Genomic DNA, 14,358 nt, shown 5'->3' with positions numbered 1-14,358 from the left:
GACCACCCTGCCATAGTGGAGTTCGACAGCCGTTCACCGACACGATCACACCTGCTCGCCTGCGCGTTGCCGGGCGCCGGCAGGGTGGATGGCGTGAGGATTGCTATCGTCGCCGAATCGTTCCTGCCGCATATGAACGGGGTCACCCATTCACTGCTGCAAGTCATCGCCCACTTGCGGCGCCGGGGCGACGACGTCCTGGTGGTGGCACCGACGTCGTCGTGGCTGGAGGACACCGCACCGGCGACGGTGGAGGGCTACCCCGTCTACCGGCTGCCGTCCATCCCGCTGCGCGGCTACCCGAATGTGCGTGTGGCGGCCGGAACCGTGGCACGCATCCGCCGGGTGCTGGCCAACTTCCGGCCGGACGTGGTCCATGTGGCCTCCCCCTTCATCTTGGGCTGGCGCGCGGTGCAGGCAGCACAGCAGCTCGGCCTGCCCACCGTCTCCGTTTACCAGACCGAAGTCCCCGCCTATGCGGCCCGCTACGGTGCGCCTTGGCTGCAGGAACTGCTCTGGCAGCGCGTGGAGAGCATCCACAACGCGTCCACGTTGACGTTGGCGCCGTCGTCGTTCGCCATGGAGCAACTGCGCAGCCGCGGCATCCGGGTCCACCTGTGGCGGCGCGGGGTGGACACCAGCCGGTTCCACCCGGATAAGTACGACGCCGATTGGCGGGCTTCCGTAGCGCCCAACGGCGAACGGATCATCGGCTACGTGGGCCGCCTGGCGGCGGAAAAGCAGGTGGCAGACCTGGCCGTGCTGGCCGATCTGCCCGGGACCCGGCTGGTGGTGGTCGGCTCCGGCCCGCTGAAAGAGGAACTGCAGGCGAAATTGCCCGGCGCGCACTTTGCCGGCTTCCAGACCGGCGAAGAATTGGCACGCCGTGTCGCTTCGTTCGACCTCTTTGTGCACCCGGGCGAATCGGAGACCTTCTGCCAGACCATCCAGGAGGCCATGGCCAGCGGCGTGCCCGTGGTGGCTGTAGGGCGCGGCGGCCCGCTAGATTTGGTTGACCCCTCGCGGACCGGCTGGATCTACCGGCCCGGGAACCTGGACGAACTGCGCGAGTACGTCCGGGATCTGACGGGCGACGACACCAAACGCCGGGCACTGGGCGAGGCGGCTCATCGCTCGGTGCAAGGCCGCACCTGGCCGGTGCTCTGCGAACAACTGGTGGACTATTACCGGCTTGCCGTCAGGGTCAAGCGCCGGGAGCTGAACCTGGAAGCACGGGGCGTGCTGGGTTTCCTGGCCGGGTGAATGCCTTCAGTCGGAAACCCGGCTATTCAGCGGCCCGGCCGGTTCCACTAGGATGTGGCCATGCCCACAGAAACCGGATCCGCCTCGCCCGAATCTGCCCCGTCATCCCGTAAGGAGCAGCGGCCTCCTGGCGGCCCCTCCGTACCGGAACGGCTGGCCGAACAGCTCAAGTCGCTGGGCGTTGCCCGGACCTTTGGCGAACCGCTGCAGGTGGGCGGCGAGACCGTGGTGCCGGTGGCCTGGGTCCAGTACGGTTTTGGCGGCGGCGGCGATGCCGATGGAGCCGCCGGCGGTGGCGGTGGCGGCCTAGCCCTGCCCCTTGGCGTCTACGCCGGGCGCGGTGACGGGCCCGCGACGTTCCGGCCCAACACCGTTGCGCTGTTGGCTGTGCTTATTCCCTTGGTCTGGACCGCCGGCCGGGCCGTGGCCCGGGTGGTCCGCGCCGCCAAGAAATAGGCGCTCCGCCCCGGGGTCTCCACGCGTTCGCTGGCGCTCACTTGGTCGACCACCGGCGGCGCTGTCGGTGGTCGAAGGAGGCGCGCCAGCGCCGAGTAGAGACCAGTCGACCACCGGTGACCCTAGCGGACGTTGTAGCGGAACCGTAGGCTCGGACGTGACAGCGGACTACACAGATTCGAGGACTCCCGATGAAACTGAGCCATATTCCGTTGCGCCTCTCCACCGGCGCGTTCATTCTCAATTCGGGGCTGGGCAAACAGAAATTGGACAAGGACACTGCCGCCGCCCTGCAGGAGATGGGCAGCCGAGCGTTTCCCTCCTTGAGGCAAATGGATCCGGAGAAATTCGGCAAACTGCTGGCCTACGGCGAAACCGGCCTGGGGGCGGCGCTGTTGCTGCCGTTCGTGCCCAGCAGGTTGGCCGGCCTGGCTCTCGCCGCGTTCTCCGGTTCGTTGCTGGCCATGTACTTCAAGACGCCGCACATGACAACGGAGGACAACATCCGCCCCAGCGCCGAGGGCACACCGTACGCCAAGGACGTCTGGATGTTCGGCATCGCCTTGGCACTGATTTTGGATTCCAAGGACAAAAAACCGATGGTGCTGCAGACCCCCTAGCTTTTGCACGGCGCTTCGGCGGCTTCCGGGCTCCGAGCCTGTCCTCCTCCCCCTGTCCACAGCCTCAGCCGCACGTGCCGGCCGTCGCTTCCACCGTGAGATGATGGAGGTCATGGCCGCACACACTTTTCCGCTGGTTGACGTCAGCGAAATCATCAAATTGGTGGGCGGCGCCGCCTTTGCCCGCGGCAAGATCTATGCCTCCGACGGTTCCGTGGCCGAACTCAACTGGGACCCCTCCGTCCGGCTCCTGACCGCCAAAGTCATCGGCACCGCTGCGCTGCCGTACCGCTGTCGGATCTATCTGGAGACCGGCAAGAGCGGTCAGTTCCGTCCGGCCTCGGCCTCCTGCAGCTGCCCGGTGGGTTCCGACTGCAAGCACGTGGCCGCCGTGCTCCTCAACAGCAACAGCAAGCACCTGATAACCAACCAGGCCTTCGCCCGCGAGCCGGAACCGGAACAGGCCGGCTGGCAGGATTCGCTGGCAGGACTGATCGGCGTCACGCCGGACAGCGCCAAGGGCGGCACCGGAAAAGTGGCGAAGGCCAAACCGAAAAGCACCTCCGCACTGGGGCTGCAGTTCGAGCTGATGGAGCCGGGGCGCCGGAACGACCGCCAGTACCGGCCCTCGGGCCTCTCCCTGCCGGAGGCCACGGCAGCGGGCCCGAGCTGGACCCGCAAGGCCGGAAACCGGCTGCGGGTCGGGGTCCGCCCCGTGCTGCAAAACGAGACCGGCCGGTGGGTCCGCAGCAAACTGCGCTGGAACACCATTAGCTACAAGACCTACGGCCTGCCGCTGGACACCGAACAGCACCGCTGGTTCAGCCAGTTCGCGCCGCTGCACCGGGCCACTGGCCTGACCTACTTCGGCGAAGATAACGACTGGCTCTTCCTGGACGAATTCAGCAGCCCGCTGCTCTGGGAGCTCTTCGCCGAGGCCAAGCGGCTGGGCATCGCGCTGATCGGCGCCAAGGCGGACACCGTCGTCGAAATCCGGGATCGAGCCGTGATCGGCTTGGACGCGCACCTCAACGGCGCGGCGCCGGCGGCCGCCGAGGCCCATGAAGACGCCGCCGGCGACCACCCGGGAAGCGCCGACCTGGTCCTCACCCCGTCGCTGCGGATCGACGGCCAGGAACTTCCCGTCGAGACCGCCGGCATCGTCGGCACGCACGGCGTGTACCACTACGCCGTCGCCGGCCAGACCGTCATCACGCTGGCTCCCACCGCGCACACCGTCACCGATCAGGAAGCGAATTTGCTGCTCTCCGGCACACCGCTGACGGTGCCGGCCGCCGACGTCGAACAGTTCATGGAGCGCTACTATCCGGCGCTCAGCCAGCGGATCGCGGTGGCCAGCAGCGACGAATCGGTCAGCTTCCCGGAAATCGTTCCCCCGGCGCTGGTACTGACGGCCTCCTACCGCAAGGGCAACGTGCTGCAACTCGGCTGGCACATCGAGTACCGCCACGGGGACAAGCCGCTGCGGTTTCCGGTCGACCAGGAACCGGACAGCAGCCACTACCGCGACCTGCCCGCCGAGCAGGACCTGCTGGAGGCCGCCACGGCGGTGCCGGGCGTGGGCACGACGGCGGCGCGCACCCTGCGGGACATGGCCACCGTGGATTTCACCCGCTATGCGCTGCCCGCGCTGGAGCAGCTCGACGGCGTGCGCGTGGACATTGTGGGCGAAAAGCCCGACTACCAGGAGCTAACCGAAGCACCCGAACTGACCATCAGCACGGTGGAGACGGAGGAGAGCGACTGGTTCGACCTCGGCGTGATGGTCCGCGTTGCCGGCCGCACCGTGCCGTTCGGAAACATCTTCAAGGCGCTGGCCCGCGGCCAGACCCGGCTGCTGCTGGTGGACAAGTCCTACCTGTCGCTGGAGCAGCCGGTGTTCGACCGTCTGCGCCAGCTGGTGGACGAGGCCCGGCAGATGCAGGACCGGGAATCCGGGGAACTGCAGATCAGCCGCTACCAGGCCTCGCTCTGGGAAGACCTGGAGGAAGTCGCCACCGAAACCGTACAAGCCCGCACCTGGCGCGAATCGGTCCACGGCCTGCTGGCGTTGGAGTCGGTGGAACAGACTCCGCTGCCGGCCGGTTTGAAAGCCGAGCTCCGGCCTTACCAGGCCGAAGGTTTCAACTGGCTCGCCTTCCTCTGGCGGCACCGGCTCGGCGGCGTGCTGGCAGACGACATGGGGCTGGGCAAGACGCTGCAGGCGTTGGCCCTGCTGCTGCATGCCAAACAGCGCGGCGAGCCGGCAGTCGCCCGCCCGTTCCTGGTCGTGGCGCCCACCTCCGTGGTGTCGAACTGGGTCCATGAGAGCCAGCGCTTCGCGCCCGACCTGAAGATCGAGGGCATCACCGACACGCAGGTGCGCGGCCGCCGCCCGCTGTCGGAAATCACTGCGGAAGCCGACGTCGTGGTCACGTCCTACACGCTGTTCCGGCTGGATTTCGAGGCCTACCAGGAGACGGACTGGGCCGGGCTGATCCTGGATGAGGCGCAGTTCGTGAAGAACCGCGCCACCAAGGTCCACCAGTGTGCCCGCGATCTGCGCGCGCCCTTCAAGATGGCGATCACCGGCACGCCGATGGAAAACAACCTGATGGAGCTGTGGTCCATCTTCTCCATTGTTGCGCCCGGACTGTTCCCGTCCGCCGTGCGGTTTGTTGACCAATATCAGCGGCCGATCGAACGCAGCCAAGACTCCGAGCTGCTGCAGAAACTGCGCCGCCGGATTAAGCCGCTGATGATGCGCCGCAGCAAGGAAGCGGTGGCCCGGGACCTGCCGGAGAAACAGGAGCAGGTCCTGGAGGTGGAGTTGACGCCCAAGCACCGGCGGATCTACGACACGCACCTGCAGCGCGAGCGGCAGAAGGTCCTGCGGCTGGTCGAGGACATGGACAAGAACCGGTTCACCATTTTCCAGTCGCTGACCCTGCTGCGGCTGCTGAGCCTGGACCCGGCACTGGTGGATCCGAAGTACGCCTCCGTCCCGTCCAGCAAGCTCGGCGTGCTCTTCGAGCAACTCGAAGACGTCATCGGCGAGGGCCACCGGGCACTGATTTTCAGCCAGTTCACCAGCTATCTGAAGAAGGCCGCCCAGGAGCTGGACGCGGCCGGCATCGAATACTGCTACCTGGACGGCTCCACCCGGCGCCGTGCCGAGGTGATCGAAAAGTTCAAGAACGGCAAGGCGCCGGTGTTCCTGATCAGCCTCAAGGCCGGCGGTTTCGGCCTCAACCTGACCGAGGCCGACTACTGCTTCCTGCTGGACCCGTGGTGGAACCCGGCGACCGAGGCCCAAGCCGTGGACCGCACCCACCGGATCGGCCAGACCAAGAACGTCATGGTCTACCGGATGGTGGCCCGCGGAACGATCGAAGAGAAGGTGATGGCCCTGAAGGAGCGCAAGGCCAAGCTGATCTCCTCGGTGCTCGAAGACGATGCCATGTTCTCGTCCAAGCTCACGGCCACCGACATCCGCGGCCTGTTCGGCGACTAGAGCCGGCTATGGACCGGCATGGCCGGGACGGCCGGGAAGGCCGGGATGGCCGGGGCTATTGAGTCATGATCTGCAGCAAGCGCCAGCCCTCCGGCACCTGCGCTTCGAGGGCGGCTCTGGCGTCGGCATAGGACTCGCCCTCGGCCGACAATTCCTTGGTTTCGACCGGCTGAATGATTCCCACAACTTTGACCACGGACTAAAGATAACCCTGTCCGCGCCGGGGCCGCGGCATCCCGGACCATGGTTCCAGTCACGTCCACCGCCGTCGGCTCTGCGGACCGGCGTCGGGCTATGGTGGTAGCCGGGGTTGTCCGTCGCCACGGGCCGTCCCGTCCACCGGATAGAGGGGGCAGAGTGCTGGCACTGGTACGCCACGGACAGACCGATTGGAATGCAGCGGGCCGGCTGCAGGGACACACCGACGTGCCGCTCAACAGCTTGGGCAGGCAGCAGGCGCACGACGCCGGCACCTCGCTATCCGCGGGCGGCTGGGACGTCTTGGTGTCCTCGCCTTTGGGGCGCGCCGTGGAAACCGCGCAGATCATCGGCAGCCGACTGGGCTTGGAACTGGCGGAAACGGTCCCGGAACTCGTCGAGCGCGATTACCGCGGGATCGAAGGCACAGTGCTGCGCGGCATGGACCGGCCGCTCATCGACGAACTAATGCGGCAGGCCGAACCGGAGGCAGCCGTGGCCGTCCGCGGTGTCACCGGGCTGCAGGCGTTGCTCCGCACCTACCCGGAACAAAACATCATCGCGGTGGCACACGGGACCATCCTGCGGCTCACGTTGAACGTGCTGCACGGAACACCCCGGGACCACATCCTCAACGGTGAAACTATTGAACTGGACCCGGACGTGGTGCTCGGCTACCGCGCGGATCCGGACCAGCTGGCCGCTGCCAGCTCCTGACGACGGCGGGGCGTGCGGTTCCCGGACGGTTTGGCCCGGTCGGCGTCGGCCTGCGTCGGCCTACTCGCCGTCCAACCGCTGATGCAGAGTTGCCACGGCGTGCTCGGACAGCTCTTCGCGCGGGGCGCACCAGTCCACCCAGCGGTGCAGGAACGCGATGAGTTCGGCGGGGTCAACCGGCTCCATACCGCCTTCCGCCATCAGCGTTTCGCTGATCAAATCCAATTTGACCGGGCTCACCCGGGTGAACCGTCCGCCGTCGTAATCCCAGCTGTAGCCGAGGATGAGGTTCACCATGCCGAGTTCCGACGCTGATTCGCGTCCGGTCTCCCGCATATAGCGGCCGGCCATCTCGTCGATTTCCTCCTGCCGGAGCGCCTCGATCTCTGCTTCCAGGCCGCCGGCCTTCGGTTCAGCGCCACGGTGCTGCAGCGTGGCGTCGGAGGTGGTCCCGGCCTCGGCGTCGTCGAGCTCTGCGTAGTCCTCGTCGGAGAGCCAGTCTTCGCTTTCGTCCTCCGTCTCGTCCGCCAGTTGGATGATGGTGCGCAGCCAGGCCTGGGCTACCCAGCGGCGGGCGCCGAAGTCTTCGTCCACCATGTGTTCGGGCAGGTCCAGCGAGGCGTCCAGCCCTTCCCACGCGTCCAGCGCGGTGCCGGTCAGGTCGGCGTCGGCGTCGAGCACCAGGCCTTCTTCCTGGGCGTCCTCATTCAGGTCCCTGAGCGCCGCCGCCGGGTCGTCCACAAGCCCGGTTTCCATCACCGTCCCGCCGAAAATGTTGCCGTCCAGCAGCACCAGCAGGCCCACTTTTTCGTTGCCGGCCGTGAATTCGAACAACATGTTGGCTTCGTCGCCGTAGGCGTCCGCGTAGCGGTGCAGCGCCGTCACCGTCACCGGGTGCTTAGCCCACTCCGGTTCGGTGAAGCCGTCCGCCACCAGCCGGTCGGCTAGCGTTTCGGCGTCGCGGCGCATCTCCGGACGGTCGATCAGGAACGCCAGCGCGCGCAGCATCGGCACCGCCGCGGGGCCGTTGCGGTCCTCGGCCAAATCCAGCCACGCGTAGAACAGTTCGTTGCGGCGCTGCCGGCCGGTGTCGTCCTGGGTGTCCCACAGATCCAACAGGTAGCCGCCCAACGAGTGGGCTTCAATCGGGCTGGCCGTCTCCAGTGTGTCGGCGAAGGGCCGTTCCAGCTCGACGTACAGCTCCAGCAGCGGATCGCCGCCCGGCCCGGATTGCTTGCCGGAGCCGGGCTGCCGGTTCTTCGGCTTTTTCGGCTTGCGCTTGCGGCTCACAGGACTCATGCCACGAGTCTGCCATGCCCTCGCCGCGATGGTAACTGCCGGGTTTGCCGGGCGGTCAGAGCAGGGACTGGATCACCAGACGCCATTTCTCCAGCCAGGCGGCGCTGCTTTCCGGGTCCTGCCAGGACTCCTGGTTCAGGTACAAACCCTGGACCGGGACGGTGGCGCCCAGTTCCACCAGCACCGGCTTGAGCAGCAGTTCAGGCGCCAGCGCGTGGGCCGGGCCGGCGCCGAGCATCAGCGGCACAGCCACCACACCGGCGAGCCCGTCACCGGTGGCGAACTGGTCGAGGAACAACTTCAGCACACCGGAGTAGGTGGCCTTGAAGGTGGGCGATGCCACGACGATCAGTTCGCTGCCCTGCACCGTCTTGACGGCACTGGCCACGCCCTCATCGCCCCAGCCCAGCAGGCCCGGGCCCAAGGTCACCACATCCACCACGTGGTCCGCGGGCGCACCGGTGATCTGTTCGGCCAACTGCCCGGCGGCGGCCAGCGTCCGGGAGCCGGGTTTGGGGTTTCCTGCCACAACTGTCACGGTCATGGTCCGGACGCTACCGCGCCGGGGGGCTTGTTCGCCAGCACAAGCCGTGGTGATTGCGGCTCGTGGCGCCGTGTTACCCCACGTTGCCCATAGGAAACGTCTGCCCCGGATGCCACACTGGCCGCATGCCGTTTTACCAGGACGCCGCTGCCACCGAACCCCTGACGGCTATCCATTTGGTCCAGCGCACCAAGCGGTGCTTCCAGTTGGCGCAGCCGATCTACTACCAAGCGGATGCAGCTTCCGGCATCGTGCGGATTGAAGCACACGATCTCTCCGCCGGGCTCAAGAACAACTCCACGGACTTGGCTTCGGTGCCCACCTGGATGTGGGGCCTCATCGCCAGCTACGGTCGGCAGACGGCCCCGGCCCTGCTGCACGACCAGCGGATGGCTGAGTGCTCAAAGCTGCCGCCCGGGGAAGCGCTGCGGCGGCGCCGCGTCTACGACGAGGAGTTCCGCCGCGCCCTGCTGGATACCGGAGTTGCCGCGTTGCGTGCACGGCTGATGTGGGCGGCCGTGTCGATCCAGGCCTACCTGGAACATGCCAGGGCCCGCGGGCTGCTGCTGGCAGCGTCGGTCGCGGTCGGCGCGATCGCGTTCATCGCCGCCACTTGGCTCGCCGCAGCCGGTGCCGGCCTAGCGCCCTTGGCCGGAGCCGTGCTGCTGACCGCCGTGCTGTGCCTGGCGTGGACCCGAGACTGGCCGGTGCTTGCCGTGCTGGTCCCGGCCTTCGCCCTGTTCTCCCCCGTGCTCGCGGCAGCCGCCGTCGGCTCACTGCTGCTGTGGCTCTGCGAATCCGCTTGGTGGGCCGTCACCAAACCCTTCGCCAAGCACCCCACCCCACCACCCGTCGTCGGCCCCCTGGCGAGGACGCCCCCACCATGATCCAGCTCACGTTTTATGGCCAGATAATGCCGAAACCGACCCTCCGAAACCCTCCCCGAAACGGCGAGTTGGTTTGATTGGCACAACCAAACGGAATCGACTATGCTTGACACATGCCCCCCAACCCCCGCAAACAGCCCGATCCGGGTGTCATGATCCGTGACGCCGTGGCTCAGGTGGTGCGCTGGGCCTCCCATGCCGACACGCGGAAACAGCTGTTCGATCCGCGCGAAGCCGGGCTGACACCCACCGACGTCGCCTTGCTGGAGTACATCGACGACAAGGGCCCGGTCCGCGTTTCGGAGCTGGCCACGCAGCAAGGGGTGGACAAGTCCACCATGACTCCGCAGGTCCGCCGCCTTGAGGACAAGGGGCTGGTGGACAAGCAGGCAGATCCGGACGACGGCCGGGCCACCCTGCTGACGGCCTCAACGGCGGGTCGACGGATGCACCGGAACATCGGCAAGGCCGGCGCCGCCGTCGTCGATGAAATCCTGGCGGATTGGACCGACGACGACCGCGAAGCTTTTGCCCGACTCTTTACCCGTTTTGCCGAGCAGCTCATGCGCGGTGAACCCTCACAACGAACCGACTCAGAAAGGAACACGACAGGCGATGTCATCAAAGGCTCTTGAGCAGGGTGGCAAATACGATCTGCTTTCGCTTTCTGCCCGGCTGTCCGCCACCCGGCAGATGCTGGTCAGGAAAGTCCGTACCGCCGGTCTGCTGTTCCCCTTGCTGACCCTCGCCGCCACCGCGGCCTTCTGGTCCATCGTCTGGCTGCTGGATACCACTCCGGTCCATGCCCTCTCCCCGGTCAACGCACTGCTGCGGATTTACGGCACGGGCATCCTGGTGGTAGCCACCATGGTCATTGTCGGCGCGTCCGTCTGGCTGATTGCCAAGCGGCTGGGCTACGCGGACAGATTCACCGGTGCCCTGTTCGAGCGCGCCGATGACATTGGCCCCGTTCCGTCCGCCGCCGCCGGCCCGATCCAGGGTTCCGCTGCCCCGGCACCGGTAGCAGATTACATCTTTGCGGCACTGCCCGCAGCTCCGGCCCGGCTCCAGCTAGAGGCAGCAACCGACGACGGCGCGCGGCCGGCTTCCGCACCCACGGCACCAGCCGTACAGGTAGCGGAAGCGACGGCAGTCGCCGCCATGGTGCTGGAACCTTCCGCTGCCGAGGCTTCCACCCCGGGAGACGGCATCCAGGGTGCTCCGGCCCGGCCGCTTACCAAGGCCAATCCGCTCCAAAAGGGCAAGGGCCGCAAAAAGTAGCCAGCCCCACTAGACCAATGACCGGCGCCAGCGAACGGGCGCCGGTCATTTTCTTTCTCTGCCGCAGGTCACGCGCCGGACGGATCCAGCAGGGCGGCAGCCGTGATCTGGTGATCGGGATGGCCCGTTTGCAGCGCGTAGATGGCGTAGACCACGGGGCCGGCAGCCACCAATTCCACACAGTGTTCTCCGAGCCGGTCCGGGATCCGCCCGCCGGCGTCCCGCACCGCCCTGACCGTCAGGTCGAAGGCTTCGGCGGTGGACATCATGTGGTGGAGGCTGAAATCCGCGGCCGGATCGCCGACCCTCGCCGTCGTCCAATCCAGCACTGACCGGATTTCGTATTCGTCGTCCAGCAGCAGATGGGCGGGGTAGAGCTCTCCATGGGTAAACACCGTGAAGTCGGGCCAGTAGCTGTCGTCGTCAAGCCAGGCCTTCCACCGGTCCATCAGCTCGTCGGCAATGTGGAACTCTGCACTGACCGCGGCCACGTTGGTGCGCCATTCTTCGCGCACCTCGGCGGGAGTCAGCACCGGGACGCCCTTGGCCGCCGCTTCAGCCGCGCTGATCCGCTGCAGCTGGGCGATCAGCCGCCCCAGCGAGGCGCAGTAGGCTGGCGACTCACGGTCGAAATGCCAGACCGCTTCGCCGCCTTCGACTGTGAGGCCCAGTTCGCCGGGGAGTTCGGGATAGGCAATCAATGAACGGTTCCGGATCCGCCAGTCCGGTACCGCGGCGGAGATCTTGTTCTTGACCAGGTCCAGGATCTTGGCTTCGTCCGAAACCTTGGCGGACACGTCGGGCCGCCGCGGAATCCGCAGCACCCACTTCTTGCCGTCCTTGGCCGTGGCGAAGGCCACCAGGTAGTCCAGCCCGGCTTCATTGAACCGCACGGATTTCGGCTGGATCATCATCCCGTTCTGGGAAGCCAGATCGGCCACGTAGTCCGGCGTGCATTCGTCCGCAGTGATCATGGGCACCTTCCTTGAACCTCGGTGCCACTGTAGCCACGAAGGCATCTTGGGGCCATGGATAACGAGTCTGGCGAAGTACAACGGCGGTGCCCCACCCCCAAAGGGATGCGGCACCGCCGTTGGCAGTCCTTGGGTCAGTAACGGTCCGCCAGGTCGTCCGCCGCGACCCCCCTGCGCAGGGTGGCGCCGCGGAAGAACTCCGGGTTGCGCCTGTACATCAGCACCATCAGCACAGCCCCGAGCAGGATCACGCCACAGCCGAGCACGAACACCAGGCCCACTCCCCCGATGGAGGAGCCGGAGCCGTAGTCGGGGTCCAGCGAATCGACGGCTGTCTGCACAAACATCACCAGCAGGATGATCCCGCCCAGCAGCGGAGCCAGGAACTTCAGCCCAAAGTTCCGCAGCGAGGCGAACGCTTCGGCGCGGAAGTACCAGACGCAGGCCAGCGCGGTGACGCCGTAGTAGAAGCAGATCATCATGCCCAGCGCGGTGATCGTGTCCCACAACGCGTTTTCGGACAGCACCCGGGTCACGGTGTAGAACCCGCCGGCGGCAATCGCGGCGGCGACGGTCGCGTAGCTGGGCGACTTGAAGCGCGGGCTGATCTTCCCGTAGCCGGCCGGCAGCGCTTTGTAGTGTCCCATGGCCAGCATGGTCCGGGCCGGCGAGACGAACGTGGACTGCAGCGAGGCCGCCGAACTGCTAAGCACGGCCAGCGACATCAGGATGGCGAACGGCCCCATGACCGGCCCGGCCAGTGCAGCGAAGATGCTTTCCTGGTTGTCCGGGTTGCCTGCTCCGAGCCCCTCGGTGCCCACGCCGGCATAGGCCAGCACGGCCAGTGCCACGGTCATGTAGATGACGACGATCACCAGGATGGTCGCCGTTGCTGCCCTGCCCGGGGTCTTCTCCGGGTTCTTCGTCTCCTCGTTCATGGTCAGGGTGACGTCCCAGCCCCAGAAGATGAAGATGGACAGCGAAATGCCGGCGGCGAAGGCGGAGAAGGACTCCACACCGAAGGGGTTAAACCAGTCGGGGGTGATTTCCAGCGCGTCGAAAGCGGTACCGCCGGACACATGGCCGAAGGCTGCTACCGCGAACCAGATCAACACCACCACTTGGAACGCCACCAGCACATACTGGAAGGTCTTGGTGGTCTCCATGCCCCGGTACGAGATCCAGCAGGCCAGGCCGATGAACACCCAGGTGGTGGCGATATTCAGCGGGAGGTTGTTGGTCAGGTCGGCAAGCGCCTCGTTGCCGGTCAGCTGGGCGAGCATCAGGTAGAAGAAATCCACTGCTACCGCCGCCAGGTTGGACAGCACAATCACCGTAGCGGCGATCAGCCCCCAGCCTCCCATCCAGCCCACCCAGGGGCCGAAGGCCCGGGTGGCCCAGGTGAACGAGGTGCCGGAGTCCGGCATGGCGTTGTTCAATTCCCGGTAGCCCAGCGCAACCAGCAGCATCGGGATGAAGCCCACCAGGAAGATCGCCGGCAGGTGCACGCCCACTTCGGCGATGGTGGGGCCGAGCGCCCCGGTCAGCGTGTAGGCCGGGGCAATGCAGGAGACACCGATGACGACGGCGCCCAGCAACCCGACCGACCCCGATTTCAATCCCTTGCGGCTCAATCCGCCCGCGGTTTTTGCGGCCCGTTCAACGGTGCTGGTCATGGTCATGCCTCCTGGTGGCCGTCGTCGTCGGAAAGAACCGGAGCATTGGACAGCCCGGGGTTGTCAGTGACTGCTGGCGCGCTCCGGTAGCCGCGCGGCACCACCACCATCGGCACCGGCAGGGCGCGCAGCACCTTACTGGCGGTAGCACCGAGGAACAGGCGGCTCTGAGGTGCCAGCCGGCTGGAGCCGATCAGCATGACCTCCCCTTCGTCCCAGTCCAGCGCATCGATGGCGTCTTCGATCGAGCGGCCCTGCGCAACGTGCGCCGTAACCTGGCCTGCTAGCAAGGTCTCGGCGTGGGCCAGCCGCTCCTTCACGTGGGTTTCGGCACGTGACGCGGCGTCTGGGTCGGACGAATCGAGGGCAACCAGTGAGAGCAGGCGCAGTTCCAGTCCGCGCCGCTGGGCCGCATCCAGGGCAACGTGCAGCACGTCGTCGGCGCCGGCCCGGCTGCCCACCCCTACCGTGATCCGGCTGATCGGCTCGGTGCGGCGGTAGCCGCGGGGCGCCAGGGCTACCGGCACGGTCGAGGCATGCAGCAGTCCGCTGGCTACGGTTCCCACGCTGAAGCGGCGGAACACGCTGTTGCGTCCGGCGCCGATTACGATCAGCGCGGCGCCGAATTCCTCGGCCGCGGCAATCAGGCCCTCCGCGTTCGATTCGGCAGGGCGCACATGGGCGCGGGCTGTCACGTCGTCGGGAACCAGGCTCAGCCCCTCGGCCAGCCATTCCTGGATTTGGTCGGAGAGAATCGCGTCATATCCGGATTCCGGCCGCGGGTAGGCGCCGGAGTACGGCGAGGACTCCGGCAGCACCATGACCAGGTCCAGGCTGCCGCCCTGCCGGCGCGCCAACGCCGTCGCCAGGTTGACCGCTTCACGTCCGCTGTCGGTGGCCGTGTAGGCAACAACGTACCTGCGCACGCC

The 14,358-nt window shown here is 66.8% G+C and carries 14 protein-coding genes; 8 read left to right on the top strand and 6 right to left on the bottom strand.

Going from position 1 to position 14,358, the window contains the following annotated elements; translation table 11 throughout:
• Positions 1–93: 93 nt before the first annotated feature.
• From AC5RW2_RS14660 to AC5RW2_RS14645, 4 genes are all read left to right on the top strand, one after another.
• Positions 94–1,263: a glycosyltransferase family 4 protein gene (locus AC5RW2_RS14660; protein WP_493963340.1), complete on the top strand. Its 1,170-nt coding sequence runs from the start codon at positions 94–96 to the stop codon at positions 1,261–1,263.
• A 60-nt stretch (positions 1,264–1,323) separates the two neighbouring features.
• Complete coding sequence (locus AC5RW2_RS14655; protein WP_493963339.1) at positions 1,324–1,719, top strand: hypothetical protein; 396 nt, start codon at positions 1,324–1,326, stop codon at positions 1,717–1,719.
• Positions 1,720–1,910: 191 nt separating this feature from the next.
• On the top strand, positions 1,911–2,339 hold the full coding sequence (locus AC5RW2_RS14650; protein WP_493963338.1) for a hypothetical protein: 429 nt from the start codon (positions 1,911–1,913) through the stop codon (positions 2,337–2,339).
• Between the two features lie 112 nt (positions 2,340–2,451).
• Entirely contained in the window at positions 2,452–5,853 is a 3,402-nt protein-coding gene (locus AC5RW2_RS14645; RefSeq protein ID WP_493963337.1) for a DEAD/DEAH box helicase, read from the top strand.
• 55 nt (positions 5,854–5,908) lie between these two features.
• Here the strand turns inward: AC5RW2_RS14645 and AC5RW2_RS14640 are convergent, their stop codons facing one another.
• A complete protein-coding gene (locus tag AC5RW2_RS14640; protein WP_493945203.1) occupies positions 5,909–6,049 on the bottom strand; it encodes a hypothetical protein in 141 nt (46 codons plus the stop codon).
• A gap of 161 nt (positions 6,050–6,210) precedes the next feature.
• Between AC5RW2_RS14640 and AC5RW2_RS14635 the strand changes: the two genes are divergently transcribed.
• Positions 6,211–6,768 carry a histidine phosphatase family protein gene (locus AC5RW2_RS14635; protein ID WP_493963336.1) on the top strand — a complete coding sequence of 186 codons (558 nt, stop codon included), beginning with the start codon at positions 6,211–6,213 and terminating at the stop codon, positions 6,766–6,768.
• A 60-nt stretch (positions 6,769–6,828) separates the two neighbouring features.
• On the opposite strand, the gene AC5RW2_RS14630 is transcribed toward AC5RW2_RS14635, so the two are convergent.
• Together AC5RW2_RS14630 and AC5RW2_RS14625 are read right to left on the bottom strand one after the other, a co-directional pair.
• Positions 6,829–8,067: a hypothetical protein gene (locus tag AC5RW2_RS14630; RefSeq protein WP_493963335.1), complete on the bottom strand. Its 1,239-nt coding sequence runs from the start codon at positions 8,065–8,067 to the stop codon at positions 6,829–6,831.
• Positions 8,068–8,122: 55 nt separating this feature from the next.
• The gene (locus tag AC5RW2_RS14625; RefSeq protein WP_493950902.1) at positions 8,123–8,611 is read right to left on the bottom strand and encodes an NADPH-dependent FMN reductase; all 489 of its coding nucleotides are present in this window, start codon (positions 8,609–8,611) and stop codon (positions 8,123–8,125) included.
• A 125-nt stretch (positions 8,612–8,736) separates the two neighbouring features.
• On the opposite strand from AC5RW2_RS14625, the gene AC5RW2_RS14620 reads away from it, so the two are divergent.
• The 3 genes from AC5RW2_RS14620 to AC5RW2_RS14610 all read left to right on the top strand — a co-directional run bounded on the left by AC5RW2_RS14620 (position 8,737) and on the right by AC5RW2_RS14610 (position 10,779).
• Positions 8,737–9,498, top strand: coding sequence for a DUF1353 domain-containing protein (locus AC5RW2_RS14620; protein WP_493963334.1), 762 nt, complete (start codon positions 8,737–8,739; stop codon positions 9,496–9,498).
• A gap of 113 nt (positions 9,499–9,611) precedes the next feature.
• The gene (locus tag AC5RW2_RS14615) at positions 9,612–10,133 is read left to right on the top strand and encodes a MarR family winged helix-turn-helix transcriptional regulator (RefSeq protein WP_493950904.1); all 522 of its coding nucleotides are present in this window, start codon (positions 9,612–9,614) and stop codon (positions 10,131–10,133) included.
• On the top strand, positions 10,114–10,779 hold the full coding sequence (locus AC5RW2_RS14610; RefSeq protein ID WP_493963333.1) for a hypothetical protein: 666 nt from the start codon (positions 10,114–10,116) through the stop codon (positions 10,777–10,779). Before AC5RW2_RS14615 ends, AC5RW2_RS14610 begins: the two co-directional genes overlap by 20 nt.
• A gap of 68 nt (positions 10,780–10,847) precedes the next feature.
• Here the strand turns inward: AC5RW2_RS14610 and AC5RW2_RS14605 are convergent, their stop codons facing one another.
• The 3 genes from AC5RW2_RS14605 to AC5RW2_RS14595 form a co-directional block, all read right to left on the bottom strand.
• Positions 10,848–11,753, bottom strand: a complete 906-nt coding sequence (locus AC5RW2_RS14605; RefSeq protein WP_493963332.1) for a macrolide 2'-phosphotransferase — start codon at positions 11,751–11,753, stop codon at positions 10,848–10,850.
• 134 nt (positions 11,754–11,887) lie between these two features.
• Complete coding sequence (locus tag AC5RW2_RS14600; protein ID WP_493963331.1) at positions 11,888–13,429, bottom strand: APC family permease; 1,542 nt, start codon at positions 13,427–13,429, stop codon at positions 11,888–11,890.
• Between the two features lie 2 nt (positions 13,430–13,431).
• Complete coding sequence (locus tag AC5RW2_RS14595) at positions 13,432–14,355, bottom strand: universal stress protein (RefSeq protein WP_493963330.1); 924 nt, start codon at positions 14,353–14,355, stop codon at positions 13,432–13,434.
• Positions 14,356–14,358: the final 3 nt, after the last annotated feature.

The organism is Arthrobacter sp. B0316-1-20, assembly GCF_059091865.1.
This window is presented reverse-complemented; position numbering and strand designations above follow the sequence as displayed.